22 protein-coding genes are annotated in these 24,228 nt (G+C 62.1%); 13 read left to right on the plus strand and 9 right to left on the minus strand.

The features are described 5' to 3' along the window. Together AC1RKJ_RS10850 and AC1RKJ_RS10855 are read right to left on the minus strand one after the other, a co-directional pair. Window positions 1-582 (minus strand): TadE/TadG family type IV pilus assembly protein, encoded by a 582-nt coding sequence (locus AC1RKJ_RS10850; RefSeq protein ID WP_492790969.1) that lies wholly within the window; start codon window positions 580-582, stop codon window positions 1-3. A 143-nt stretch (window positions 583-725) separates the two neighbouring features. After that, a complete protein-coding gene (locus AC1RKJ_RS10855) occupies window positions 726-1,217 on the minus strand; it encodes a pilus assembly protein N-terminal domain-containing protein (RefSeq protein ID WP_492790970.1) in 492 nt (163 codons plus the stop codon). A gap of 350 nt (window positions 1,218-1,567) precedes the next feature. On the opposite strand from AC1RKJ_RS10855, the gene AC1RKJ_RS10860 reads away from it, so the two are divergent. The 9 genes from AC1RKJ_RS10860 to AC1RKJ_RS10900 all read left to right on the plus strand — a co-directional run bounded on the left by AC1RKJ_RS10860 (window position 1,568) and on the right by AC1RKJ_RS10900 (window position 10,475). Next, window positions 1,568-1,735 carry a Flp family type IVb pilin gene (locus tag AC1RKJ_RS10860; protein ID WP_492790971.1) on the plus strand — a complete coding sequence of 56 codons (168 nt, stop codon included), beginning with the start codon at window positions 1,568-1,570 and terminating at the stop codon, window positions 1,733-1,735. 331 nt (window positions 1,736-2,066) lie between these two features. Then, a complete protein-coding gene (locus AC1RKJ_RS10865) occupies window positions 2,067-2,591 on the plus strand; it encodes an A24 family peptidase (RefSeq protein ID WP_492790972.1) in 525 nt (174 codons plus the stop codon). Between the two features lie 123 nt (window positions 2,592-2,714). Continuing rightward, complete coding sequence (gene cpaB, locus AC1RKJ_RS10870; protein ID WP_492790973.1) at window positions 2,715-3,500, plus strand: Flp pilus assembly protein CpaB; 786 nt, start codon at window positions 2,715-2,717, stop codon at window positions 3,498-3,500. A gap of 17 nt (window positions 3,501-3,517) precedes the next feature. Continuing rightward, window positions 3,518-4,996, plus strand: coding sequence for a type II and III secretion system protein family protein (locus AC1RKJ_RS10875; RefSeq protein WP_492790974.1), 1,479 nt, complete (start codon window positions 3,518-3,520; stop codon window positions 4,994-4,996). Between the two features lie 21 nt (window positions 4,997-5,017). After that, window positions 5,018-5,755, plus strand: a complete 738-nt coding sequence (locus AC1RKJ_RS10880; RefSeq protein WP_492790975.1) for a CpaD family pilus assembly protein — start codon at window positions 5,018-5,020, stop codon at window positions 5,753-5,755. Beyond that, window positions 5,752-7,014 carry a CpaE/TadZ family protein gene (locus tag AC1RKJ_RS10885; protein WP_492790976.1) on the plus strand — a complete coding sequence of 421 codons (1,263 nt, stop codon included), beginning with the start codon at window positions 5,752-5,754 and terminating at the stop codon, window positions 7,012-7,014. The genes AC1RKJ_RS10880 and AC1RKJ_RS10885 overlap by 4 nt, the downstream gene beginning before the upstream one ends. A gap of 21 nt (window positions 7,015-7,035) precedes the next feature. After that, complete coding sequence (locus AC1RKJ_RS10890) at window positions 7,036-8,505, plus strand: TadA family conjugal transfer-associated ATPase (protein ID WP_492790977.1); 1,470 nt, start codon at window positions 7,036-7,038, stop codon at window positions 8,503-8,505. Window positions 8,506-8,516: 11 nt separating this feature from the next. Beyond that, window positions 8,517-9,488: a type II secretion system F family protein gene (locus tag AC1RKJ_RS10895; RefSeq protein ID WP_492790978.1), complete on the plus strand. Its 972-nt coding sequence runs from the start codon at window positions 8,517-8,519 to the stop codon at window positions 9,486-9,488. A gap of 9 nt (window positions 9,489-9,497) precedes the next feature. Further along, complete coding sequence (locus AC1RKJ_RS10900) at window positions 9,498-10,475, plus strand: type II secretion system F family protein (protein ID WP_492790979.1); 978 nt, start codon at window positions 9,498-9,500, stop codon at window positions 10,473-10,475. Window positions 10,476-10,686: 211 nt separating this feature from the next. Here the strand turns inward: AC1RKJ_RS10900 and AC1RKJ_RS10905 are convergent, their stop codons facing one another. After that, entirely contained in the window at window positions 10,687-11,484 is a 798-nt protein-coding gene (locus AC1RKJ_RS10905; RefSeq protein WP_492790980.1) for a tetratricopeptide repeat protein, read from the minus strand. A gap of 203 nt (window positions 11,485-11,687) precedes the next feature. On the opposite strand from AC1RKJ_RS10905, the gene AC1RKJ_RS10910 reads away from it, so the two are divergent. After that, window positions 11,688-13,064: a leucyl aminopeptidase family protein gene (locus AC1RKJ_RS10910; RefSeq protein WP_492790981.1), complete on the plus strand. Its 1,377-nt coding sequence runs from the start codon at window positions 11,688-11,690 to the stop codon at window positions 13,062-13,064. Continuing rightward, window positions 13,057-13,902, plus strand: a complete 846-nt coding sequence (locus AC1RKJ_RS10915; RefSeq protein WP_492790982.1) for a C40 family peptidase — start codon at window positions 13,057-13,059, stop codon at window positions 13,900-13,902. Before AC1RKJ_RS10910 ends, AC1RKJ_RS10915 begins: the two co-directional genes overlap by 8 nt. A gap of 3 nt (window positions 13,903-13,905) precedes the next feature. Here AC1RKJ_RS10915 and AC1RKJ_RS10920 read toward each other — a convergent pair whose 3' ends face one another. The 6 genes from AC1RKJ_RS10920 to AC1RKJ_RS10945 form a co-directional block, all read right to left on the minus strand. Further along, complete coding sequence (locus AC1RKJ_RS10920) at window positions 13,906-15,543, minus strand: ABC transporter ATP-binding protein (RefSeq protein WP_492792706.1); 1,638 nt, start codon at window positions 15,541-15,543, stop codon at window positions 13,906-13,908. An 11-nt stretch (window positions 15,544-15,554) separates the two neighbouring features. Beyond that, a complete protein-coding gene (locus AC1RKJ_RS10925; RefSeq protein WP_492790983.1) occupies window positions 15,555-16,733 on the minus strand; it encodes an ABC transporter permease in 1,179 nt (392 codons plus the stop codon). Next, window positions 16,730-17,839 carry a microcin C ABC transporter permease YejB gene (locus tag AC1RKJ_RS10930; protein WP_492790984.1) on the minus strand — a complete coding sequence of 370 codons (1,110 nt, stop codon included), beginning with the start codon at window positions 17,837-17,839 and terminating at the stop codon, window positions 16,730-16,732. Before AC1RKJ_RS10930 ends, AC1RKJ_RS10925 begins: the two co-directional genes overlap by 4 nt. Window positions 17,840-17,842: 3 nt before the next feature. Then, on the minus strand, window positions 17,843-19,768 hold the full coding sequence (locus tag AC1RKJ_RS10935) for an extracellular solute-binding protein (RefSeq protein WP_492790985.1): 1,926 nt from the start codon (window positions 19,766-19,768) through the stop codon (window positions 17,843-17,845). Then, complete coding sequence (locus AC1RKJ_RS10940) at window positions 19,765-21,654, minus strand: extracellular solute-binding protein (protein ID WP_492790986.1); 1,890 nt, start codon at window positions 21,652-21,654, stop codon at window positions 19,765-19,767. Before AC1RKJ_RS10940 ends, AC1RKJ_RS10935 begins: the two co-directional genes overlap by 4 nt. A 203-nt stretch (window positions 21,655-21,857) precedes the next feature. Then, window positions 21,858-22,409, minus strand: coding sequence for a c-type cytochrome (locus AC1RKJ_RS10945; RefSeq protein WP_492790987.1), 552 nt, complete (start codon window positions 22,407-22,409; stop codon window positions 21,858-21,860). Window positions 22,410-22,616: 207 nt separating this feature from the next. On the opposite strand from AC1RKJ_RS10945, the gene AC1RKJ_RS10950 reads away from it, so the two are divergent. Together AC1RKJ_RS10950 and AC1RKJ_RS10955 are read left to right on the plus strand one after the other, a co-directional pair. After that, complete coding sequence (locus tag AC1RKJ_RS10950; protein ID WP_492790988.1) at window positions 22,617-23,363, plus strand: 3-deoxy-manno-octulosonate cytidylyltransferase; 747 nt, start codon at window positions 22,617-22,619, stop codon at window positions 23,361-23,363. Beyond that, window positions 23,360-24,223 carry a prephenate dehydratase gene (locus AC1RKJ_RS10955; RefSeq protein ID WP_492790989.1) on the plus strand — a complete coding sequence of 288 codons (864 nt, stop codon included), beginning with the start codon at window positions 23,360-23,362 and terminating at the stop codon, window positions 24,221-24,223. The genes AC1RKJ_RS10950 and AC1RKJ_RS10955 overlap by 4 nt, the downstream gene beginning before the upstream one ends. The last annotated feature ends 5 nt before the right edge of the window (window positions 24,224-24,228 follow it).

Consider the following 24,228-nt stretch of genomic DNA (forward strand, 5'->3'; position numbering starts at 1 on the left):
TCATGAGCCATTCGGTTCGACGCGGAATGCAGTTGTAGCCGCCAGCAGGCGCTTGGCGTTGGACGTGTTGGCTCCGATGTTCGCGATGTTGTAGCCGAGCTGGGTGACGTACAGCGGCCACTGATAGAACGCACGGATCAGGACGGTCTCGCCGGATTTCGGCATCTGATAGACGGACGTGTTGACAAAATTTCCGCCGTTGATCGGGGCGGCAAGGTCGGCGGCCGGAATAAGCGTATTCGCCGGATACGCCCTCACGGACACGACAAGCGGACCGGCAGGGTTGCTGTCACACGTGAACAGCGACTTGATGCGGTCGCACAGATTTTGCTGAAACTGCGCCTGCGTCATGTTTGCGCCCTGAGCCTGGTTCGTCAGCATCAGGCGCGCCGCATCCTGCGTTCCGGTTTCCAGAACCTGGGCCGCGAAAAACATCAGCGCGGTTTCGATAATGGCGAACAGCAACGCAAAGAATATCGGAGCGATAAACGCAAACTCGACGGCGGCGGAGCCGTGCCGGTTGCGGCGAAACCGGCGGAGCGTCTTGTTGAGCGCGGTCAGCGATGTCGCAGGCGAGCGCATCGGACTATCCTTGTGATGCAGCGGAAATAACTACCGCCGAGAATAGCCGACAGAGATTGTTGAATGCTTGCGCCGGATCAAAACAACATGCGGCGCGGGATTAACGGATTGTTAACCGACTCATTCCGCGCCGATGCTTCACATCAGGGCTTGGATCCGGCGGCGCTGGCCTGCCCGATCAGATTGCCGGTCTGGCCCAGCGTCTGCGTGAAATAGTCTTGTCCGTCACCCAGCGTGACGCGCCGCTGGCAGGCCGGCGTACAGCTGTAGGATTCACGTTGGAGGCCGCGGAAGACCGTCACCAGCTTGTCGCTCGGGCCTTCGACCTGGATGGAGCGGTCGGTCAGAATGGCGCCGGCGCGATCCATGGCGATCATGTTCGTCGAGCCGTAGCCCTTGCCGGTGACCACCACCATGCCGCCGGGCTGGAGGGTCACATCGGCGATCAAGGGGTTTCCGACCACGATCGTGGCGACCTTCTCCGGCAGCTTGACGACCTTGGCCTGGTCCACAACCACCTCGACCGGACCTTCGCCGGTTCCGGCGAGCGTCACCACCGGACACATCAGGAATCCAGCCACGAGAACCCGCAACGCGACGGACCCGCGCGCGTAACGACGCGAAACATTGGACATACTCTACTCCGGGACGTCTACAAGCCGGCAAAAACGATACGCAACGGTGCCGGCGCCCGACATGGCAAATCTGACGTTAATTGATGAATGAACTGCAAACGGAACGCGTCCGCGGCGCCAGCGCCATCCGGAAACGCGCTTGAAACAACGGCTCGATCGAGGTCATCGCCTTTACGCGATGCCGTTAAATCAGCATTTACCGTTCGCAAGAAGAGCCGGATACCCCGGTCTTTCCGCAATCGAATTAACTGCGCTGCAATTCCTGGCCCTTACGTTGACACCATGGTCACGGTGGTTTCCGCCCCGCAACGACCAGAGTTCTGCAGCCACGTGTACAAATGGAGTTACTGATGACCAAGCTCATTGCTCGTTTCGTCAAGGACGAATCCGGCGCCACCGCTATTGAATACGGCCTGATCGCTTCGGGCATCGCCCTTGCTGTCATCGCGGCAGTCAATGGCACGGGCACCAAGCTCTCGGGCACCTTCACCAAGATCACTTCGTCGCTCACCAACTAAGCGACCGCGTTCTTACGGACACAAAGGGCTTCGGGAGACCGAAGCCCTTTTTGTTCGTCGACTACCTTTACGCGATCGATGCAAGTTGAGTTGAATTGCGAATGCAGCCCTCCGATGCCCGCAGACACCCCCATGCAATCCTGCCGCGCCCGGCCCGTTCCCGGCGCGACATAACAATGACGGTTTGCGCGGCGCTGATCCTCGCAACGCTGACAATCCTGTTCCGGATCGCAGAAACTGCCGGGGCTTCGTTTCACGATTGTTCATTTGTGAGCGCTAGTCTGCCCCTGACCGCTCATTGCCCTGAACATCCAATGGCCTCCGACACGCCATGATCCTCGATCTTGCCCGGCTTTTCCTGTTCCCCGCACTGATCGCGTTTGCCGCGGCAAGCGATCTTCTCACCATGACGATTTCGAACCGGGTCTCCTTGCTGCTGCTGGCCGGCTTCTTCGTGCTGGCGGCATTCGGCGGCATGCCGATGCAGAGCATCGCGCTGCACGCGGGCGCCGGCATCGCCGTTCTGGTGGTCGCCTTCGGGTGCTTCGCCATGGGATGGGTCGGGGGCGGCGACGCCAAGATCGCCGCGACGGCGGCGCTGTGGTTCGGCTTCGAGCACCTGATGAACTTTCTGGTCTATGCGTCTCTGTTCGGCGGCGCGCTGACCCTGCTGCTGCTTGAATTCCGGCAATGGCCTCTGCCCTACATGCTCGGTTCCCAGCAATGGCTGCAACGCCTGCACGACCGGCAAAGCGGAATTCCCTACGGCATCGCGCTCGCCCTGGGCGCGCTGATCGTCTACCCGGACACCGAATGGATGAAGGCAGTCGACCTCGCCCGCTTCATCGGCCAGTGAACGCGTCAGCAACATCTCGTTAACGCGATTTAGATACGCCTCATTAACCATGCTTTGACCTTTAACTGGTCAAATCCCGCCACAGCGACAGGTGCGTCGCGGCGTGATGTGGGAAGTGAGCGTATGAATACCGCGCGGATTGTCGTCCTGACCGTTGCCATTTGTGCCGGCGGCGCTGCAGCCTACCTTGCAAGCGGTTCCGATCCCAAGCCGGTCGCCGAAACGCCCCAGATGGATACGACCGACGTTCTCGTCGCCCGTGGCGATATTCCGCTGGGCCAGACGGTCACGCCGGACGATCTGCAATGGCAGTCCTGGCCCACGACTACCGCCAGTTCGAGCTTCATCCGCCGCAATGATCGCGCCGAGGCGATGAGCCAGATCGTCGGGTCCATTGCGCGCTCGCCGTTCATGGCCGGCGAACCGATCCGCGAAACCAAACTCGTGAAGGGCAACGGCTCCGGCTTCATGGCCGCCATTCTGCCGACAGGCATGCGCGCGATCTCGACCGAGATTTCGCCGGAAACCGGCGCCGGCGGATTCATCCTGCCCAACGACAAGGTCGATGTCATTCTCACCAAGCGCGACAAGGTCGCCGACCGAAGCGGCAGCAATGTCGATGTCATCAATTCCGAAACCATTCTGGTCAACGTCCGCGTTCTCGCGATCGACCAGACGGTGGGGGAGAAAGACGGACAGAAGGTCGTGGTCGGCAAGACCGCCACGCTTGAGCTCAAGCCTGAACAGGCGGAATCGCTGGCGCGCGCGCGGCAGAGCGGAACGTTGTCGCTCGCGCTGCGCAGCCTCGTCGATGCCGGCCAGCAAGACATCATCCTCACCGACAAGGGCGACACCGTGAACGTCGTTCGCTACGGCATTCCAACCACAATGACGACGACACGAAAGTGATCGAGAGGGCGAATAGAATGAGGCGAGAGGGACATCAGGCACCCGTGCGGACCTTTATGGTGCGTGCCCTGTCGTTTGCCGCGGTCTCGGCGCTGACGCTGAACCCCGCGTTGTCGCCCGTCATCGCGAGCGACTATCGCGCTCCCGTGGCTGCGGCAGCCTCCGCGGGCGGCCAATTGAACGCGCGCTTCCTGCCGCTCGGCATCGGAAAATCCGTCGTCATCGACCTGCCGCGCGACATCAAGGACGTTCTGGTCGCCGATCCGAAGATCGCCAACGCAGTTGTGCGTTCGGCGCAGCGCGCCTACATCATCGGCGCCGCTGTCGGTCAGACCAACATCATCTTCTTCGACAGCACAGGCCAGCAGATCGCCGCTTACGATATCGCGGTCACGCGTGATCTCAACGGCGTCCGCGCCGCGCTGAAGCAGGCATTTCCGAACTCCGACATCCGGATCGAGGGCGTCGGCGACGGCGTCGTGCTGTCCGGCTCGGTTTCCAATCCGGTGGAAGCGCAGCAGGCGCAGGAAATGGCCATGCGGCTGGCCGGAGGCACCGACAAGGTCGTCAACAGCATCGCGGTTCGCGGGCGCGATCAGGTCATGCTCAAGGTTACCGTCGCCGAGGTTCAGCGCGACATCATCAAGCAGCTCGGCATCGACCTGAGCGCGAGCATGAACTACGGCACCGCCGTCGTGAATTTCAACAACAACAATCCATTCACGGCTTTCGGACGCCCGCTGGTCGCCGGCAACTCCGCGAAAGCCGGATTTGGCTCCGGGGTGGGAGGCGTGCCGGCTGTGCAGGCCACCATGCGCGCCATGGAAAGCGCAGGCGTCGTCCGCACGCTTGCGGAACCGAATCTCACCGCGATTTCCGGCGAATCCGCAACCTTCCTCGCGGGCGGCGAATTTCCGCTGCCCAAGGGATACACCTGCGACCCGATTACCCGCGCGTGTACCACACAGATCGATTTCAAGAAGTTCGGCATCGCGCTGAACTTCACGCCGATGGTTCTGTCGGAAGGCCGCATCAGTCTTCGGGTGATGACCGAAGTCTCCGAACTGTCGCCGGACAACGCCATCACGCTGGAACAGGCGGGAAGCACCCTGACCATTCCATCGGTCAAGACCCGCCGCGCGGAAACGACTCTTGAAATTCCATCGGGCGGCTCGATGGCGATGGCCGGCCTGATTCAGGAACAGACCAAGCAATCCATCAACGGCCTGCCCGGACTGGCACAGTTGCCCGTGCTCGGAACGCTGTTCCGCAGCCGCGATTACGTCAACCGCAACACCGAACTCATGGTGCTCGTGACTCCTTACATCGTCCGCGCGGTCGCGCAGAAGGATCTGTCGCGTCCCGACGACGGGTTTGCCGATGCCGCCGATCCGCAGTCGGACCTGCTGGGCAATATCAACCGAATCTACGGCGCTCCCGGACGTGCTGAGCCGGGCCGCAAGTATCGCGGCACCTACGGCTTTATCACCGACTGAGATGGGACAAGGACAGTAGCGATGACGATACGAGTACCCCATCTCAAGCACAGCCTGCGGGTCGCAGTCGCCCTTCTCGGGGCGTCTGCCGCGTTGGGAGCCTGCACGCATACGGATCAGGACACGGTGACGGGCAGCATTCCGAACGACTACCGCCAGCGCCATCCCATCGTGATTCAGGAAGCCAATCGCACCACGGAAGTCTTCGTCGGCAGCGGGCGGGGCGGCCTCACCTCGGCGCAACGTTCGGACATCGCGGGCCTTGCGGAAACATGGCTGCGTGAAGGCACCGGCGGCATCATCATCGATATGCCGGTCAACACCCCGAACGCCCGCGTCGCGACCGACTCGCTGCGCGAAATCCAGGGCATCCTCGCCGCCTCCGGCGTCCCGGCGCGCGGTGTCATCGTCCGGAATTACCGGCCGACCGATCCCCGGCTGTTTGCGACCATCCGCGTGAACTATCCGCGGATCACCGCCGACGCCGGTCCTTGCGGCACCTGGCCGGAAGACCTCGGCCCGTCCGTCAAGAACAAGGGCTATCTGGAAAACCGGCCGTACTACAATCTCGGCTGCGCCACACAGCGCAACATGGCGGCGATGGTCGACAATCCGTCCGATCTCGTCCAGCCGCGGTCCGAAACGCCGGCCTATACGCCTCGCCGCAACATTGCGTTCGACAAGTATCGCAAGGGCATGACGACAACGACCGTCTATCCGGAAGCCGACAAGGCCAAACTCAGCGATGTGGGCAAATGATTAGTTACGCGCGTCAAGATCAGGAAGACGGTTCGGCCTCTCCCGCCGCGGACGAACATATCGCGCCGGCGCCGCGCGTCTCCATACAGGCGTTCTGCGAAACCGTCGAAACCGCCGCGGCCGTGCAGGCTGCCGGCGAAGACCGGCGTCTGGACAAGGCCCATCTCAAGATTCAAATGGGCGGCATGGCGGCGGCTATCGAGGCCTATCGCACCGCGCCGACGCCGAACGTCATTCTTCTCGAAACCGAAGGCCGGAACGACATTCTGTCCGGCCTCGATCAGCTTGCAACGGTGTGCGACGCCGGTACCCGCGTCGTCGTGGTCGGCCGCGTCAACGACGTCGTGCTGTATCGAGAACTCGTGCGTCGCGGCATCAGCGACTACATGATCGCGCCCGTCGCACCTCTCGACGTCGTGCGCTCGATCTGCGGTCTGTTCTCGGTCGCCGAAGCGAAAGCCGTCGGCCGGATCATTGCTGTCGTCGGCGCCAAGGGCGGTGTCGGCGCATCCACGGTGGCGCACAACGTCGCCTGGGCGATCGCGCGCGATCTCGCGCTGGATTCGGTTGTCGCCGATCTCGACCTTGCGTTCGGAACTGCGGGCCTCGATTACAACCAGGACCCTCCGCAGGGCATCGCCGATGCTGTTTTCTCGCCGGACCGCATCGACACCGCCTTCATGGATCGCCTGCTGTCCAAATGCACCGACCATCTCAGCCTGCTCGCCGCTCCGGCCACGCTCGAGCGGGTCTATGATTTCGGCACCGACGCCTTCGATTCGATTTTCGATACGCTGCGCACCACGATGCCGTGCATCGTGCTCGACGTGCCGCATCAGTGGTCGGGATGGACCAAGCGCGCGCTGGTCGGCGCGGACGACATCCTCATTGTTGCTTGCCCCGATCTCGCCAACCTGCGCAACACCAAGAACATGTTCGATACGCTGAAGGCCGCGCGGCCCAACGACAGGCCGCCGCTTTACTGTATCAACCAGGCCGGCGTGCCGAAACGGCCCGAAATCAATACCAGCGAATTCGCCAAGGCGATCGAAAGCCAGCCGATCGTGACCATTCCGTTCGAGCCGCAGATTTTCGGCGCGGCCGCCAACAACGGACAGATGATCGCGGAAATCGCGGCCAACCATCGCACCTCCGAGATGTTTCTGCAGATCGCGCAGCGCCTGACCGGACGTGGCGAAGCCAAGAAGCCGCGCAGTTCGTTCCTTTCGCCTTTGCTCGAGAAACTTCGGGCAAAATAGACTTTCGCGTGGGGTATCGTCGTGTTTGGTAAGCGTAGCGGATCAGAGGCCGATGTCCGGGCACCAGTGCATGCGGACCGTGGGCAAGACGTAACGCCCGCCGCCGCGCGGTCGAGCACACCTTCCATGGCGAGCGTTGCATCGCCCCCGCTGTCGCCGGCGCGCCCGGTCGCGCCCCCGCCCGTGGCCGAAGCCCGGCGTTCCGATGCCTACTATCAGGTCAAGGCGACGATTTTCGGCGCGCTGATCGAGGCGATCGATCTCGCCCAGCTTGCAAAGCTCGACGTCGAGTCGGCCCGCGAGGAAATCCGCGACATCGTCAACGAGATCATCGCGATCAAGAACATCGTGATGTCGATTTCCGAGCAGGAAGAACTGCTCGACGATATCTGCAACGACGTTCTGGGTTACGGACCGCTTGAGCCGCTGCTGTCGCGCGACGACATCTCCGACATCATGGTCAACGGCGCCGGCACCGTCTACATCGAAGTCGCCGGCAAGATCCAGCGCACAGGAATCCGGTTTCGCGACAATCAGCAGCTGCTCAACATCTGTCAGCGCATCGTCAGCCAGGTCGGCCGGCGCGTCGACGAATCCTCACCGATCTGCGACGCGCGCCTCGCCGACGGCTCGCGCGTCAATGCCATCGTGCCGCCGCTGTCGATCGACGGGCCGGCGCTCACCATTCGTAAATTCAAGAAGGACAAGCTGACGCTCGATCAGCTCGTCAAGTTCGGAGCGATCACGCCGGAAGGCGCCCAGATCCTGCAGGTCATCGGACGCTGCCGCGCCAACGTGCTGATCTCGGGCGGCACGGGCTCCGGCAAGACGACGCTGCTGAACTGCCTGACCAACTATATCGACGACGACGAGCGCATCATCACCTGCGAAGACGCCGCGGAACTTCAGTTGCAACAGCCCCACGTGGTGCGACTGGAAACCCGTCCTCCGAATATCGAGGGCGAAGGCCAGATCACCATGCGCGATCTGGTCCGCAACTGCCTGCGTATGCGCCCCGAACGTATCATCGTCGGCGAAGTCCGCGGCCCCGAAGCATTCGATCTGCTGCAAGCGATGAACACCGGCCACGACGGATCGATGGGAACGCTGCACGCCAACAACCCGCGCGAGGCCCTGTCCCGCGCCGAATCCATGATCACGATGGGCGGCTTCTCGCTGCCGTCGCGCACCATTCGCGAAATGATCTGCGCCTCGATCGATATCGTCATCCAGGCGGCCCGCCTGCGTGACGGTTCGCGCCGCATCACCCACATCACCGAGGTGATGGGCATGGAAGGCGACACCATCATCACGCAGGATCTCTTCGTCTACGATCTGATGGGTGAAGACATCAACGGCAACATCATCGGGCGGCATCGCTCGACCGGCATCGGCCGTCCGCGGTTCTGGGACCGTGCGCGCTACTATGGCGAAGAAAAGCGACTCGCCGCGGCGCTCGACGCGGCCGAAGTCGCCAACCCCGGCACATAGGGAGCCTCGCCATGACCATGCAGGCGCTCGCGCTGGCCTTCCTCTCCGCTCTCACCATCGGCGGTCTGGCCTGGGTTTTTGTCTATCCATTGCTCTCCGGCGAAAAGCAGGCGGAGAAACGCCGGGCATCCTTCACGAGCTCGGCACCCGCCTTGCGTGTCGATGACCGGATGCGGTCGCGCCGCGTGCAGGTCGAAGATTCGATGAAGGAGCTCGAGCAGCGCCTTGCGGCAACGAAGAAGGTCTCGCTGTCGATTCGCATTTCCCAGGCCGGACTGACCTGGACGAAACAGCAATTCGTGATCGGCTCGGCCGTTCTGGGCGGAGCCGTTCTGATCGCCGCCTTTATCGGCGGCATGGCGCTTCTGCCCGCGATCGGCTTCGCCGCCGCGATGGGTTTCGGGCTGCCGCGATGGGTGCTGGGCTTTCTCAAGAAGCGTCGCGAGAAGAAGTTTCTCGACGCCCTGCCCGACGCCGTGGATGTCATCGTGCGCGGCATCAAGGCCGGTCTGCCGCTGTTCGATTCCATCAAGGTCGTCGTGGCCGATGCGCCGGAACCGCTGCGCAGCGAATTTAGCGCCATCGTCGAGACGCAGACCATCGGAATGCCGCTGGGTGACGCATGCCAGCGGCTCTACGAAAGAATGCCGCTGCCGGAAGCAAATTTCTTCGGTATCGTGGTTGCCATTCAAACCAAGTCGGGCGGCAATCTGTCGGAAGCCCTTGGAAACCTCTCGAAGGTGCTTCGCGACCGGCGAAAAATGTCGGCTAAAATTCAGGCGATGTCGATGGAAGCCAAGGCTTCCGCCGGCATCATCGGCTCGCTGCCTCCGATCGTGATGATCATGGTTTACATCATGACGCCCGAATACATCTCGCTGTTGTGGACCCATCCGACCGGGCGGCTGATGCTTGCCGCCTGCGCGTTGTGGATGGCGACCGGCATCTTCGTGATGAAGAAAATGATCAACTTCGATTTCTGACGAGGAACCATGATCGATCTTCTCATCGAAAAATTCCACGACGTCAGATTCATGACCATGCTTCTGGCCGCTATCGCGGCGAGCGCGACCGCCTATACGCTGATCACGCCGATGTTCGCGGGCGAAGGACTTGCCAAGCGCATGAAGGCGGTGGCCAGCGAGCGCGAGCGGCTCCGCCAGCGCGAGCGCGAGCGCATGAACCGCAACGAGAAGGTCTCGCTGCGCCAGAACCCGAAGCAGGTGGTGCAAGGCGTCGTCGGCAAGCTCAATCTGGGAAAATGGCTGGCCCAGGAAGAAGCCCGCGACAAGCTGGTCATGGCGGGCTATCGCGGTCAGGCGCCTTACGTCACGTTTCTTTTCTTCCGTCTCGTCATGCCGATCGTGTTCCTGATCGGCGCGGTGCTCTATGTGTTCGTCATTTCGAACATGCAGCAGACCACGCTGATGAAGATCGGCATCTGCATCGGCGCCACCTGGGCCGGCATGCAGGCCCCCATGGTGTTTCTGAAGAATGCGATCACAAAGCGTCAGTTGTCGATCAAGCGCGCATTCCCGGATGCGCTCGATCTGCTGCTGATCTGCATCGAATCCGGCATGTCGATCGAAGCCGCGTTTCGCAGGGTCAGCAATGAAATCGGCACCCAGTCGATCGCGCTGGCCGAGGAATTCTCGCTGACGACGGCGGAACTGTCCTATCTTCAGGACCGCAAGACGGCCTATGAAAACCTCGCCAAACGCACCGGCCTCGAAGGCGTGAAATCGGTCTGTCTCGCCCTGATGCAGTCGGAACGGTACGGCACGCCGCTCGGACAGACGCTGCGCGTCATGGCTCAGGAAAACCGCGACATGCGCATGAACGAAGCCGAGAAGAAGGCCGCCGCGCTGCCGCCGAAACTGACGGTGCCGATGATCGTGTTCTTCCTGCCGGTCCTGTTCGTGGTCATTCTCGGCCCGACCGGCATCAAGGTCACGGAATACATGAGGTAACGCGGCGCGGCGTCCGAATGGACGCTGCACCCTTGCCCTCGATGTGACTGTCTGATTGCCATTCCACGCAGCGCGCTCGCGACAACGCGACCCGCCACTTGCTAATTCTCACGGCTGGATTGTTTCGCGGCGCCATCGGGCGGGCCATAGCGCGTCGAAGACGCGCGTAAACGCGCTTGTGGCGCCGACCCGGCTCGCAATGACGAGGAGCTTACGACCGGTGGGGCTCTGCCACCGCCGTTGTCTGCGGTCCGCGGCCGTCGCGGCTGAGCATCTGCTTCAGATAGGCGACATTGGCTTCAGCTTCCTCAGCCGGCAGGTCGGCCTTCACGATGGCCTCGGCCTCGCTGAAACGGCCTTGCAGCCCGATCACCAGCGCCAGATTCTGACGGACGCGGGCGTCGGTCGAGCCGCGCTGATAGGCCCGGCGCAGCACCGCCTCGGCCTTGGGCAATTCCCTCGAGAGAACATACGACATGCCCAGATTGGACAGCACGGAGGGATCTTCAGGGGCGATCTTCAGGGCGCTCGTGTAGTAGCGGCGCGCCTCGTCGTGTTTGCCCATCTGATCGAGCGTAGTGCCCTGGACCGATAGGATCCGCCAGTCCGGGTTTGCAGGCGTGTGAGAGCGCGTCAGGATGTCGAACGCCTGCTGGAAATTTCCGTTGTCGGCCAGCGCACGGCCATAGGCTGCCAGCAAGGTCTTGTTGCCGGGATTGGCGATGGTCGCCTGCTCCAGCACGGCCACGGCCTGCTGGCGCTGCCCGTTCTTGCGCAGCGACTGACCATATTGAAGGGCGGCAGCCGCATCGCGCGGGTTGGCACGATAGCGCTCGCCATAGGCGTCGATCTCGTTGCGCGAAACCTCGGCCGGGCCAGCGTCCGCGCGCGCATTCAGCGAACCGGTGATATCCGGCGAGCCTGCGGTCTGGCAGCCGGCAAGACCGACGGCGAGAACAGCCGCGACGGCGGCAGATCCGAGATGCCGGGAAAAGGACGAATGACGCATGACACATGGACTCGCTTGTCGAGGTTTGGCGAAGCCGATGCGTTCAGCAATAAAGCGTTAACCCTAATGGCTGGTTAACCGCTGATCCGGCGTGCGGGCCCTACTCGGTCAAAAGACGTGTCAAAACGCGATCTTGAGCCTGCCGCACAGCCCTGCGGCGCTGCTATAGTGACCGCCTGTCACCCGCCCTGTCTGGGAACCCCATGCACCCTGCCTTTCAGAGTTCCGCCTCCGCCACTCCCATCACCTTCGCAACCAAATCGACCTGGGAGGCGCTGAGCGCCACCCTTCCCGCCGCCGCCCGGCGTTTCGCGACGGCCAACGCTTTCACCGCGAAGCCCGGCCAATATCTCGCGCTGCCGGCGGACGACGGGTCGCTTGCCCACGTCCTGTTCGGCATCGAGGATCAATCGAGCGAATGGCACGACCTGTTCCGGCCCGGCCAGTTGCCCGGCCTGCTGCCTGCCGGCACCTACAGTTTCGCCAATCCGCCCCACGATGCGCGGCTCGCCACGCTCGCGTTCGCGCTGGGGAGTTATCGCTTCGGCCGGTACAAAAAGAACGATGCGCCTGACGCGCGGCTCGTTCCGCCACCCGACATCGACATGGCGGACATCACCCGCATGGCCGACGCGGCTTCGCTGGCGCGCGACCTGATCAACACGCCCGCCAACGACATGGGGCCAGAAGAACTCGCGCAGGCCGCGCAGACGCTTGCGGACAAATTCGGCGCGGCGTTCTCCTGCATCGTCGGCGACGACCTGCTCAAGCAGAATTTTCCGCTGATCCATGCGGTCGGCATGGCCTCCACCCGCGCGCCGCGCCTGATCGACATCACATGGGGCGATCCGAAGCATCCCAAAATCACGCTGGTCGGCAAGGGCGTGTGCTTCGACACCGGCGGTCTCGATCTCAAGCCGTCCAGCGGCATGCTGATCATGAAAAAGGACATGGGCGGCGCGGCCAACGTGCTTGCGCTGGCGCACATGATCATGGATGCGAAGCTCAAGGTTCGCCTGCGGGTGCTGATTCCCGCCGTCGAGAACGCGGTGGCTGGCAATGCATTCCGGCCGCTCGATATTTTCCGCTCGCGCAAGGGTCTCAACGTCGAGATCGGCAACACCGATGCCGAGGGACGGCTGGTGCTGGCCGATGCGCTGGCGCTCGCCGACGAAGAAAGTCCCGACCTGTTGATCGATCTCGGCACCCTGACGGGCGCAGCCCGTGTCGCGCTGGGGCCGGACCTGCCGCCGTTCTACACCGACGATGAATCCCTTGCATCCGATGTCGCGCGCCACGCCCGCACGGAGAACGATCCGCTGTGGCGGATGCCGCTGTGGATGCCATACGACAAGTGGCTGGATTCCAAGACCGCGAACCTCAACAACGCGCCCGGCGGCGCGTTCGCGGGTTCGATCACCTGCGCGCTGTTTCTGAAGCGGTTTGTCGAGAGCGCCAAAAGCTGGCTTCACGTCGACATCTACGGCTGGACGCCGACGGCGAAGCCCGCCCGCCCCGAAGGCGGCGAGTGCCAGGCCGCGCGCGCGATCTACAAGCTGTTGAGCGAGCGCTATGGCTGATTCACGCCTCACGCCCGCACGGCCGGACCTCGCCGCGAAACATCTCGAAGGCCAGGTGAAAGCCACGCGCTTCGTCGACGGAACGGAATTTGAAATCTTCGATCCGATCGCGCCGCTGCGCCGCGAGCCGTCGCATGACGCCGCGCTCGATACCGAGGCGCTGAAGGGCGAACGCGTCATGATCTACGATCGCGACGCCGAGGGATGGGCGTGGGGACAATTGAAGTCCGACGGCTATGTCGGATGGCTGCCGAACAATGCGCTGGTGCAGCCGCGCTCAACGCCGACGCATAAGGTCACGGCGCTGAAGACGTTTGCCTTCCCCGGCCCGTCGATCAAGCTGCCGCCGGCCGAAAGTCTGCCGCTCGGGGCGCGCGTCCAGATCATCAAGACCGAAGGAATGTTCGCGATCACCAGCCAGCGGCATTACCTGCCTGCGCAGCATGTCGCCCCGCTCGACGCGTATGAGACAGATTTCGTGACAGTCGCCGAACGCTTCGTGGGCACGCCTTATCTGTGGGGCGGCAAATCCAGCCTCGGCATCGACTGCTCGGGACTGGTGCAGGTGTCCCTCGCCGCCGCAGGTATCAAAGCGCCGCGCGACAGCGACATGCAGGAAGCTGCATTGGGCACGGCGGTTCCGTCCGCACAATGGCATGATCTCAAACGCGGCGACCTGATTTTCTGGAAGGGCCATGTGGCCATCGTGCGCGACCGCGACACCATCGTTCACGCCAACGCGCATCATATGGCCACGGCGATCGAGCCTGTGCAGGCCGCCATTGCACGAATCAAAGCCGCGGGCAGCGATGTGACCAGCATCAGGCGGCTGAGCTAGATCTCACATCTCCGGAACGATATTCGGCGCTGCTTCGATGTTGAACGCCGCCGCGAACAGCGCGCGGGTGTAATCGGTCTTGGGATTCTTGAAGAGATCCGCCGCCACACCCTCCTCGACCACCTTGCCGTGCCGCATCACGATCAGGTTGCTCGCCAGTGAGGCCACAACACGCAGGTCGTGAGAAATGAACATGTAGGTCAGGTCGCGTTTGCGTTGCAGGTCGCGCAGCAGATCGACCATCTGGGCCTGAAACAGCATGTCGAGCGCACTGGTCGGCTCGTCCAGCACCACGAAATTCGGCTCCAGCACCACGGCGCGAGCGATGCTGATGCGCTGGCGCTGGCCGCCGGAGAATTCATGCGGATAGCGGAAGCGCGTCGCTGGATCGAGCCCGACCTCCTTCAGCGCCTTGATCACCCGCGCCTCGCGCTCGTCCTCGTTCAGCGACGGCTGATGTACGCCAAGGCCCTCGGCGACGATGTCGCCCACCGACATGCGCGGGCTGAGCGCACCGAACGGGTCCTGAAACACGATCTGCATGTCCCGGCGGACCGGGCGCATCTCCTTGAAATTCAGCCCCTGAATATCCTTGCCGAGAAACACGATCGGCCCCTTCGACGAAATCAGGCGCAACAGCGCGAGACCGAGCGTCGTTTTTCCCGACCCGGATTCGCCGACGACGCCGAGCGTCTCGCCCTGCCGCACCGACACGCTGACACCGTCCACCGCCTTGATGTGTCCGACGGTCTTGCGCAGCAGTCCGCGCTTGATCGGAAACCAGACCTTCAGATCGTCCGATGACATCACCACCGGCGCACCCGGGCGCGGCGGCGCGGGATCCGGCTTCGGCTCCGCCGCGAGCAACGCCTTGGTGTAGGGATGTTGCGCGGCGGTAAACACCTGCTCGACCGGGCCTTGCTCGACGATCTTGCCGTTGTTCATGACGCAGACCACGTCGGCGATGCGCCGCACGATGCCGAGATCGTGGGTGATGAACAACATGCTCATGCCGAGCCGCGTGCGAATGTCGGCAAGCAATTTCAGGATTTGCGCCTGCACGGTGACATCGAGCGCAGTCGTTGGTTCGTCCGCGATCAGCAGATCAGGCTCGTTCGCCAGCGCCATGGCGATCATCACGCGCTGCCGCTGGCCGCCGGACAACTGATGCGGGTAACTCGCCAGACGGGTTTCGGGCTCGGGAATGCCGACCTGCGTCAGCAGTTCGAGCGTTCGTTCGCGCGCCATCGCGCCGCGCACACCGCTGTGCAGGTAGATCACCTCGGCAATCTGCGCCTCGATGGTGTGCAGCGGATTGAGCGACGTCATCGGCTCTTGAAAAATGATCGAGATATCGTTGCCGCGGATGCCGCGAATCTCCCGCTCGCTCATCCCGAGCAGTTCCTGCCCCTTGAAGCGTATGCTGCCCGAGGGATGAAACGCAGTGGGATAGGGCAACAGCTTCAGAACGGACAGCGCGCTGACCGATTTGCCGGAACCGGACTCGCCGACCAGCGCCACGCATTGCCCGCGATCGATCGAGAAAGAAACATGATCGACCGCGACGCTCTCATTGCCGCCCTGACGGAACGCGACCGACAGATCACGCACATCGAGCAAAGGCTGGTTGATCGTGTCCAACATGCCTGCCTCTATCTAAACGTCTTGCGCGGATCGAAGGCGTCGCGCACGCCTTCGCCGATGAAGATCAAAAGCGACAGCATGATCGCGACCGAGAAGAAGCCGGTGAAACCGAGCCACGGCGCCTGCACATTCGACTTGCCCTGAGACAGCAACTCGCCGAGCGATGGCGAACCCGGCGGCAGGCCGAAGCCGAGGAAGTCCAGCGCCGTCAGCGTCATCACTGAGGACGACACGATGAACGGCAGGAAGGTCATGGTCGCGACCATCGCGTTCGGCAGCAGATGCCGGAACATGATGGTGCGGTTCGAGACGCCGAGCGCGCGCGCTGCCTGAATGTATTCGAAGTTGCGCCCGCGCAGGAATTCCGCGCGCACAAGTCCGACGAGCGACACCCATGAAAACAGCAGCAGGATTCCAAGCAGCACGAAGAATCCCGGCACCAAGACGGATGAGAGGATCAGCAGCAGGTACAGCGACGGGATCGCGGTCCACACTTCGATGAAACGCTGAAACATCAGATCGACCCAGCCGCCGAAATAGCCCTGAATGCCGCCGGCTGCGATTCCAATCACCGATGAAATGATCGTCAATGCGAGGCCGAACAGCACCGAAATGCGAAATCCGTAGATCAGCCGCGCGACCACATCGCGGCCCTGATCGTCGGTGCCGAGCCAGTTGTATTCGAGATCGCGGCAGCCCCTGACGCCCTTCTTCTCGACCACCGCCTTGCACTGCTGCTCGGTCAGCATCCATGTCGGCTTCGACGGCGCGGGCGTCGGCAGATCGAGGTTGTGCGTGCTGTAGGAATAGCGGATCAGCGGCCAGAGCACGAAGCCGTTCTTCTCGGCGATCAGCTTTTGCAGATAGGGATCGCGATAATCCGCCGCGGTCTCGAAGTCGCCGCCGAACGTGGTCTCGGAATAGCTCACGAAGGCCGGGAAATAGAGTTTGCCGTCGAACTTGATCAGGAATGGCCGGTCGTTGGCGATCAGTTCGGCGAACAGCGAGATCAGAAACAGAAACGAAAAAATCCAGAACGACCAGTAGCCCCGGCGATTGGATTTGAAATTCCGCCAGCGCCGCTGGTTGAGCGGCGATAGGCTAAGCGGATGGCGCGACGGCGGCACGGCCTCGCCCAACGGCGATAGCGCAGTCGTCTCAACTGGCGGGATCGGAGCCACCGTCATACTTCGCGCGCCTCGAAATCGATTCGCGGATCGATCCACATGTAGGCCAGATCCGAAATCAGATTGACCACAAGGCCGACCAGCGAAAAGATGAACAGCGTGCCGAACACCACCGGATAATCGCGATTGAGCACGCTCTCGAAGCCCAGCAGGCCAAGACCGTCGAGTGAAAAAATCGTCTCGATCAGCAGCGAGCCCGAGAAGAACGCGTGGATGAATGCGCTCGGAAAACCGGCGATCACGATCAGCATCGCGTTGCGGAAGATGTGCCCGTACAGCACCTGCGTCTCGCTGCAGCCTTTGGCGCGCGCGGTCATGACATACTGCTTGCGGATTTCATCAAGAAACGAATTCTTGGTCAGCAGCGTCATGGTGGCGAAGGCGCCGAGCGCCATCGAGATCAGCGGCAGCGTGATGTGCCAGAAGTAGTCGAGAATTTTCTGATACCAGGGAAATTGCGCCCAGCCGTCCGACGTCAGCCCTCGTAAAGGGAAGATGTCGAAGAACGATCCGCCCGCGAACAGGATGATGAGCAGGATCGCGAACAGAAATCCGGGAATCGCAAAGCCGATGATGATGATGCCGGAGGTCCAGACGTCGAACTTTGAACCGTCCTGAATGGCCTTGCGGATGCCGAGTGGAATCGAGATCAGATAGGTCAGCAAGGTCATCCAGATGCCGAGCGACATCGAGACCGGCAGCTTTTCCTTGATGAGCTGGATCACGCTGACGTCGCGGAAATAGCTCTTGCCGAAATCGAAGCGGGCGAAATTCCACACCATCAGGGCAAAGCGTTCCGGCGCCGGCTTGTCGAAGCCGAATTGCTTTTCGAGACTTTTCACGAAATCCGGATCCAGCCCCTGCGCGCCGCGATACTTCGAGCTGACCGCATCCGCGGATGCGCCGGCCTGAGGGCGCGAGGCGAAATCGCCGCCTGACGATCCCGAAATGCGTGAGCTGGCCCCGGTGTCCGAGCCCGACAGTTGCGCGATCACCCGCTCGACCGGTCCGCCGGGCGCGAACTGCACGACCACGAACGACACGAACAGAATGCCCAGCAACGTGGGTATCATCAGAAGGATGCGGCGGGCGATATACGCGCTCATGACTTATTTCGCCTGCTGGGGCTTGTTTGATTCAGGCTTCGTTTGTTCAGGCTTGGCCTGATCGGGCTTTCTGGCTTTCGCCTCGTCGGTCCACCACAGATCCGGCACACCGACGGAGCCCGCATAGCGCGGAATTTTCGGAGGATGGGCGAAGACATCCCAATAGGCAATGCGGTGGCTGCCTGAATACCATTGCGGTACCCAATAGCGGCCCGCGCGGAACACACGATCGAAAGCCCGGCAGGCGGTGCGCAACTCGTCGCGGTTCTCCGCGGCGATGATGCGCTCGATCAGCGCGTCGAGCGCCGGACTCTTGATGCCCGAAAGATTCTGCGATCCCTTGACGTCCGCGACCCGCGAGGAAAAGAACGTCCGCATCGCATCGCCCGGCGTGGACGACATGCTGAATCGCTGGATCGCAAGGTCGAAATCGAAATCGTCGACGCGTGAACGATACTGCACCGGATCGACCAGCCGCACGCTGGCGTCGATGCCGAGCGTTCCGAGGTTTTTGACATAAGGCGCGTGATGGGCCTGAAATGCCGGCTCGTCGAGCAGAAATTCGACCCGGAATGCATCCCCGTTCGGCAACCGCCGCTTGCCGTCCTTGATCGGACAACCCGCGTCCAGCAGGAGTTGCGACGCCTTGCGCAGCAGCGTGCGATCCTGGCCCGATCCATCGGTGACCGGCGCGACGAACGGCGCGCCGAAAACCTCATCCGGCACCTGGCCGCGAAACGGCTCGAGCAGCGCGAGTTCAGCCGCGGGAGGCATTCCTTCCGCCATCAGGTCCGAATTCTGGAACGGCGACTGGGTACGCGCGTAAGCGCCGTACATGATGGTCTTGTTGGTCCACTCGAAATCGAACGCATTGATCAGCGCCTCGCGCACGCGCGGATCCTTGAACTGCTCCCGGCGCATGTTGAGAAACCAGCCCTGCGCGCCCGACGGCGTCTCGTCCGGCAGCGTCTCCTGTTTGACGCGGCCGTCCTTGATCGCGGGGAAATCGTAGCGCGTGTTCCAGATGCGCGCTGTAAACTCCTCGCGATACAGATAGTTGCGGCCGGTGAATCCTTCGAACGCAACGTCGCGGTCGCGATAGAACTCATAACGTACCGCATCGAAATTGAATGCGCCACGCGACACCGGCAGATCCTTCGCCCACCAGTCCTTGACGCGATCGTATTCGATGTAGCGGCCGGACTCGAGGCGGCCGACCTTGTAGGGGCCGGAGCCGAGCGGAATGTCCATGGTGGATTCGTCGAACGGCTTCTTGCTGTAGTAGGCCTGCGAGAAGATCGGCAGCCCCGCGACATAGAGCGGCACATCGCGGCCGCGTTTCGCGGCGAACGTCACCGTCAGCGTAGCATCGTCGTTGGCTTCCGCCTTGGTCATGTCGCGCAACTGCTGCTGAATGATCGGATGGCCTTTCTCCTTGAGGATATTCAGGGAGAATGCCGCGTCCTTAGCGGTCAGTTTGGTGCCGTCGTGAAATTTTGCCTCCGGCCGGAGCGTGAACCGATACACGAGCTTGTCCGGCGAAATCTTCACGGAGCGCGCGACAAGGCCGTACATCGCATCGGGCTCATCAGCGGCGCGGACCATCAGAGACGCAAAGGTCTGGTCCATGCCAGCCGCGCCGTCCCCCTTGAGGATGAAGCTGTTCAGCGAATTGAACGTCTGGAACGACGTGTTGTAAGACCTCGCCGATGGAACCGTCGAGAACACACCGCCCTTGGGCGCGCTGACATTCACATAGTCAAAATTGGAGAATCCTGCCGGATATTTCAGATCGCCGAACGCCGACATGCCGTGAGAGTCGGGAGCCACCTCGATGCCCTCGCCTGCGGCCCAGACAGGATGCGTCCACGCCGCAGCCATCGCGCTGCCGCCGAGAACAAGAACCCGCCGCCTTGTGACGCTGGTCAAGAACGCCTGCCGATCTTCTCGGCCTTCTCCTTGTCGAACCACCACAGCGTTGGCAGACCGGAGCGGCCGTACTTCGGTAACGGCGCGTGGCTGAAGCGGTCCCATCGCGCGTATCGCATAAAGCCATAGGTGAACTGCGGCACCACGTAATAATGCCAGAGCAGAACGCGATCGAGCGCCTTGGTCGCGGCGACCAGTGTCTCGCGATCGGCCGCGAAAATGATCTTGTCGATCAGCTTGTCCACCACCGGATTCTTGATGCCGACGCTGTTGCGTGATCCCGGCACGTCGGCGGTCTGCGAGCCCCAGAAATCGCGCTGCTCGTTGCCCGGCGACAGCGACTGGCCCCAGAGTTCCGTGATGATGTCGTAATCGAAACTGCGCACGCGGTTCTGATACTGTGCGTCATCGACCGTGCGGACGGTCACATTGATGCCGAGACGTTCAAGCGACGGCTTGTAAAACAGGACGATGCGCTCGGCCGGAGGATTCGAGATGAGAAACTCCACCGAGACCTGCTTGCCGTCCTTGTCCACGAGCTTCTGATCGCGAACCTCATAGCCCGCCTCCTTGAGAAGCCGCATCGCCTGACGCCGGTTTTCACGCACTTTCTCGGGATCACCGCCGACGGGATTCTCGTAAGGCTTGGCGATCACCTCGGGCGGAATCTCGCCGTAGACTTCTTTCAGGATCTCGAACTCCCGGCCTTGCGGGATGCCCGAGCTCGCCAGTTCGGTGCCTTCAAAGTAGCTGTTGATGCGCTTGTACTGGCCATAGAACAGTTGCTTGTTCATTTCCTCGAAATCGAACGCATAGTTGAAGGCGCGGCGAACGCGTTTGTCCTCGAACAATGGACGGCGGATGTTGAAGGCGAAGCCCTGCATCCGGCCGGAATCGTTGATCGGGAATTCCTCCAGCACCACACGTTTTTCGGTCACCGCCGGGAAATCATACGCCGTCGCCCAGCTTTTCGCCGAGGACTCGACGATCCAGTCGGCCTGATCCGCCTTGAACGCTTCGAGCGACACGGTGGTGTCGCGGAAGAATTCATAGCGAAGCTCGTCGAAATTGTTCTGGCCGATCCGCACCGGCGTCTTCTCGCCCCAGTAGTTTTTCACGCGCTCCAGCGTGACGGAGCGGCCCGCGACGAAATCCTTGATGGCGTAGGGACCGGAGCCGAGCGGCTTCTCGAGCGTCGTCGCGCCAACGTCGCGCTTGCGGCCTTCGCTGTCGGTGCCTTCCCACCAGTGCTTCGGCAGCACCGTCAGTTCGCCGACGATGGTCGGAAGTTCGCGGTTGCCCGGCTGATCGAACGTGAACTTGATATCGTGCGGCCCGACCTTCTCCGCCTTCACCACATGCTTGTAGTAGGACGAATACATCGGGCTGTATTTCTTCAGCGACTCCATCGAGAAAAGCACGTCCTCCGGCGTCACCGGCTTGCCGTCGTTCCAGCGCGCTTCCTTGCGCAAGCGATAGATCACCCAGGAATGATCGTCTGGATGCGACACCGACTCGGCGAGCAGGCCGTACTTGGTCGTCGCCTCATCCTGCGACTGGGTCATCAGGGTTTCGTAGAGCAACCCGACCGCGGGCGCGATGTTGCCCTTCACGCCGGCAACGGCGAGATTGAAATTATCGAAGGTGCCGATCGATATCTGCCGCGCGGTGCCGCCTTTGGGCGCGTCCGGATTGACGTAGTCGAAGCGCTTGAAGTCGGCGGGATACTTGATGTCGCCAAACAGCGACAGTGCATGTTGCCACACAGGTTGACCGGCGGACTGGGCACCCGCGGGATCGATGGCGTTCACGCCCGCGGCTTTCAGCATCGGGGCTGCTGCAACAAAGGCTCCGCTCTGGAGCAGACGGCGGCGGGAAATGCTCAAATTGAAAGTTCCTGCTGCTGGTCGAAAATAGCTGTTGAGGCAACGTCTTGAGGGATTATGTCGGTTTTTGGATATGATGCCAGCCCGTTGCCGCGTGTTCTTTGCGGCCAAACGTCTCCATCGAAAACAGCAGCAATTGCAACGAAAAACGGCCAGGCGAACCTGGCCGTTTCCGGATTAAATTTCTGTCACGCTCAGCAGGCTCATTTGCTCGCGGTGGGCAGCGGCACCGGGGTGTCCGCCAGCGTGCGCAGATAGGCGATCAGATCGGCGCGCTCACTGTCTTTCTGGATACCGGCAAAGCCCATCGCCGTGCCGGGGACTGCGCCCTTCGGGCTGTTGATGAACTTGTTGAGATTATCATAGGTCCACTTGCCGCCCTTGGCCTTCATCGCAGCAGAGAAGTTGAACCCGCCGCGGCCGTGGCCGACTTCGTCGTCAACAATGCCGTAGAGATTCGGGCCGACCTTGTTGGGGCCGTTCTTCTCGAACGTGTGGCACGACGCGCACTTCTTGGCGGCGGCGGCACCCTTCTCAACGGAAGCCGTCTGGAGCAGTTTCTCGATCGGCTCGCTCGGTGCGGCGGCCGCAGCAGCGCCGCCTGCGCTGTCCGCTTCCTTCACGGCGATCTCAAAGCCGGGCTTTTCCGGCTTGATCGGCGAAAAGATCGCGTTGGCGGCCATATTCAGCGAGAGCAGAACGAGGCAGGTGCCGAGCACCGCGCCCATGATCTTGTTGAGTTCGAAGGAGTCCATTTTCGATCAGGCCCTAGCCGGAAAGTCGATACGTTTGGCCGCGCAAGCGACCATGAATTGCTACCGGGAACAGGCGTGCAGCGCAATACTGGCAGCGGGATCGAGATAACGGTTTGCCTGCGTTCTGGCAACCCGTATAAACGCGCGACCCCTTGAAAAGTCCCGTCATTTCCTCATCAATTTGGCTGTCCGAACCGTTCGCCCCCGATGACAAAAACCCGCGCTTTGGTGCTGATTCCCGCCCGCATGGCCGCGACCCGCCTGCCGGGAAAGCCGCTGCTGGATATCGCCGGCCTGCCGATGATCGTCCATGTGCTGCGCCGGGCGGAAGCTGCGCGAATCGGTCGTGTTGTCGTCGCGACGGATGCACCGGACATCGCCCGCGCAGTGACGGACCATGGCGGCGAAGCCATCATGACCCGCACGGACCATCCGTCGGGATCGGACCGGATTTTCGAGGCGCTGGAAGCGCTCGACCCATCGCGTGAGATCGACACCATCATCAATGTGCAGGGTGATCTGCCCACCATCGATCCGGGCGATATTCGCGCCGTGCTGGCGCCGCTCGACGATCCCGCCGTCGATATCGCGACCCTGGCCGCCGTGATCCGGAAGGACGAGGAGCACACCAATCCAAACGTCGTGAAGGTGATCGGGTCGCCCGTCGGCGCGACGCGGCTGAAGGCGCTTTACTTCACGCGCGCGACCGCACCCTACGGCGAAGGCCCGCGCTATCACCATATCGGGCTCTATGCCTATCGCAGGCAGGCTTTGGCGCGGTTCGTCGCCCTGCCGCCCTCGCCGCTAGAGATCCGCGAAAAGCTCGAACAACTCCGGGCCCTTGAAGCCGGAATGCGGATCGACGTCACAGTGGTTGACACGGTGCCGCTGGGCGTTGATACGCCACACGATCTGGAGACCGCGCGGCAAATGCTGGCAGAAAAAACATCATGACAAAGCCAATGAAAATCGCCTTTCAGGGCGAGCCCGGAGCGAACTCTCACATCGCGATTGCGGAGGCGTTTCCCGATGCGACGCCGCTGCCCTGTGCCACCTTCGAGGACGCGCTGGCCGCGATTTCGTCAGGCGAAGCCGCACTCGGAATGATCCCCATCGAAAACTCGGTGGCGGGACGCGTCGCCGACATCCATCACCTGCTGCCGCAATCGGGGCTTTTCATCGTCGGCGAATGGTTTCTACCGATCCGTCATCAATTGATGGCGCCGCGCGGCGCCAAGCTCGATGGCATCAAGACCGTCGAGAGCCACGTCCATGCGCTCGGCCAGTGCCGCCGCATTATCCGCAAGCTCGGCATCAAGGCGATCGTCGCCGGCGATACCGCGGGCTCCGCGCGCATCGTCGCCGAACGCGGCGACAAAAGCTGTGCGTCCATCGCGTCGCGTCTCGCTGCGGAGATTTACGGTCTCGATATTCTGGCGGAAGACATCGAGGACGAAAGCCACAACACCACGCGCTTCGTCATCCTGGCGCGCGAGCAGCTCTGGGCCGCGCAGGGCTCCGGCCCGCTGGTCACGACATTTGTTTTCCGTGTGCGCAACCTGCCGGCGGCGCTCTACAAGGCGATGGGCGGCTTCGCCACCAACGGCGTCAACATGACCAAGCTGGAAAGCTACATGGTCGAAGGCAACTTCTTTGCCACGCAGTTCTATGCGGACGTCGACGGCCATCCCGAGGACCGCAACCTCGCCTTCGCGCTTGAGGAACTGAAGTTCTTCTCGAAGGAACTGCGGATCGTCGGCGTCTATCCCGCGCATCCGTTCCGCGTCGCATTCGCGGAAAAGGGCGCGGAATAAGGCTA

Source organism: Afipia sp. GW822-FHT04G07 (genome assembly GCF_058800765.1).

Excerpts from the sequence above, each read along its gene's own strand:
- AC1RKJ_RS10850 (WP_492790969.1), bottom strand. The coding sequence starts at position 582 with ATGCGCTCGCCTGCGACATCGCTGACCGCGCTCAACAAGACGCTCCGC.
- AC1RKJ_RS10855 (WP_492790970.1), bottom strand. The coding sequence starts at position 1,217 with ATGTCCAATGTTTCGCGTCGTTACGCGCGCGGGTCCGTCGCGTTGCGG.
- AC1RKJ_RS10860 (WP_492790971.1), top strand. The coding sequence starts at position 1,568 with ATGACCAAGCTCATTGCTCGTTTCGTCAAGGACGAATCCGGCGCCACC.
- AC1RKJ_RS10865 (WP_492790972.1), top strand. The coding sequence starts at position 2,067 with ATGATCCTCGATCTTGCCCGGCTTTTCCTGTTCCCCGCACTGATCGCG.
- cpaB (WP_492790973.1), top strand. The coding sequence starts at position 2,715 with ATGAATACCGCGCGGATTGTCGTCCTGACCGTTGCCATTTGTGCCGGC.
- AC1RKJ_RS10875 (WP_492790974.1), top strand. The coding sequence starts at position 3,518 with ATGAGGCGAGAGGGACATCAGGCACCCGTGCGGACCTTTATGGTGCGT.
- AC1RKJ_RS10880 (WP_492790975.1), top strand. The coding sequence starts at position 5,018 with ATGACGATACGAGTACCCCATCTCAAGCACAGCCTGCGGGTCGCAGTC.
- AC1RKJ_RS10885 (WP_492790976.1), top strand. The coding sequence starts at position 5,752 with ATGATTAGTTACGCGCGTCAAGATCAGGAAGACGGTTCGGCCTCTCCC.
- AC1RKJ_RS10895 (WP_492790978.1), top strand. The coding sequence starts at position 8,517 with ATGACCATGCAGGCGCTCGCGCTGGCCTTCCTCTCCGCTCTCACCATC.
- AC1RKJ_RS10900 (WP_492790979.1), top strand. The coding sequence starts at position 9,498 with ATGATCGATCTTCTCATCGAAAAATTCCACGACGTCAGATTCATGACC.
- AC1RKJ_RS10905 (WP_492790980.1), bottom strand. The coding sequence starts at position 11,484 with ATGCGTCATTCGTCCTTTTCCCGGCATCTCGGATCTGCCGCCGTCGCG.
- AC1RKJ_RS10910 (WP_492790981.1), top strand. The coding sequence starts at position 11,688 with ATGCACCCTGCCTTTCAGAGTTCCGCCTCCGCCACTCCCATCACCTTC.
- AC1RKJ_RS10915 (WP_492790982.1), top strand. The coding sequence starts at position 13,057 with ATGGCTGATTCACGCCTCACGCCCGCACGGCCGGACCTCGCCGCGAAA.
- AC1RKJ_RS10925 (WP_492790983.1), bottom strand. The coding sequence starts at position 16,733 with ATGACGGTGGCTCCGATCCCGCCAGTTGAGACGACTGCGCTATCGCCG.
- AC1RKJ_RS10930 (WP_492790984.1), bottom strand. The coding sequence starts at position 17,839 with ATGAGCGCGTATATCGCCCGCCGCATCCTTCTGATGATACCCACGTTG.
- AC1RKJ_RS10945 (WP_492790987.1), bottom strand. The coding sequence starts at position 22,409 with ATGGACTCCTTCGAACTCAACAAGATCATGGGCGCGGTGCTCGGCACC.
- AC1RKJ_RS10950 (WP_492790988.1), top strand. The coding sequence starts at position 22,617 with ATGACAAAAACCCGCGCTTTGGTGCTGATTCCCGCCCGCATGGCCGCG.
- AC1RKJ_RS10955 (WP_492790989.1), top strand. The coding sequence starts at position 23,360 with ATGACAAAGCCAATGAAAATCGCCTTTCAGGGCGAGCCCGGAGCGAAC.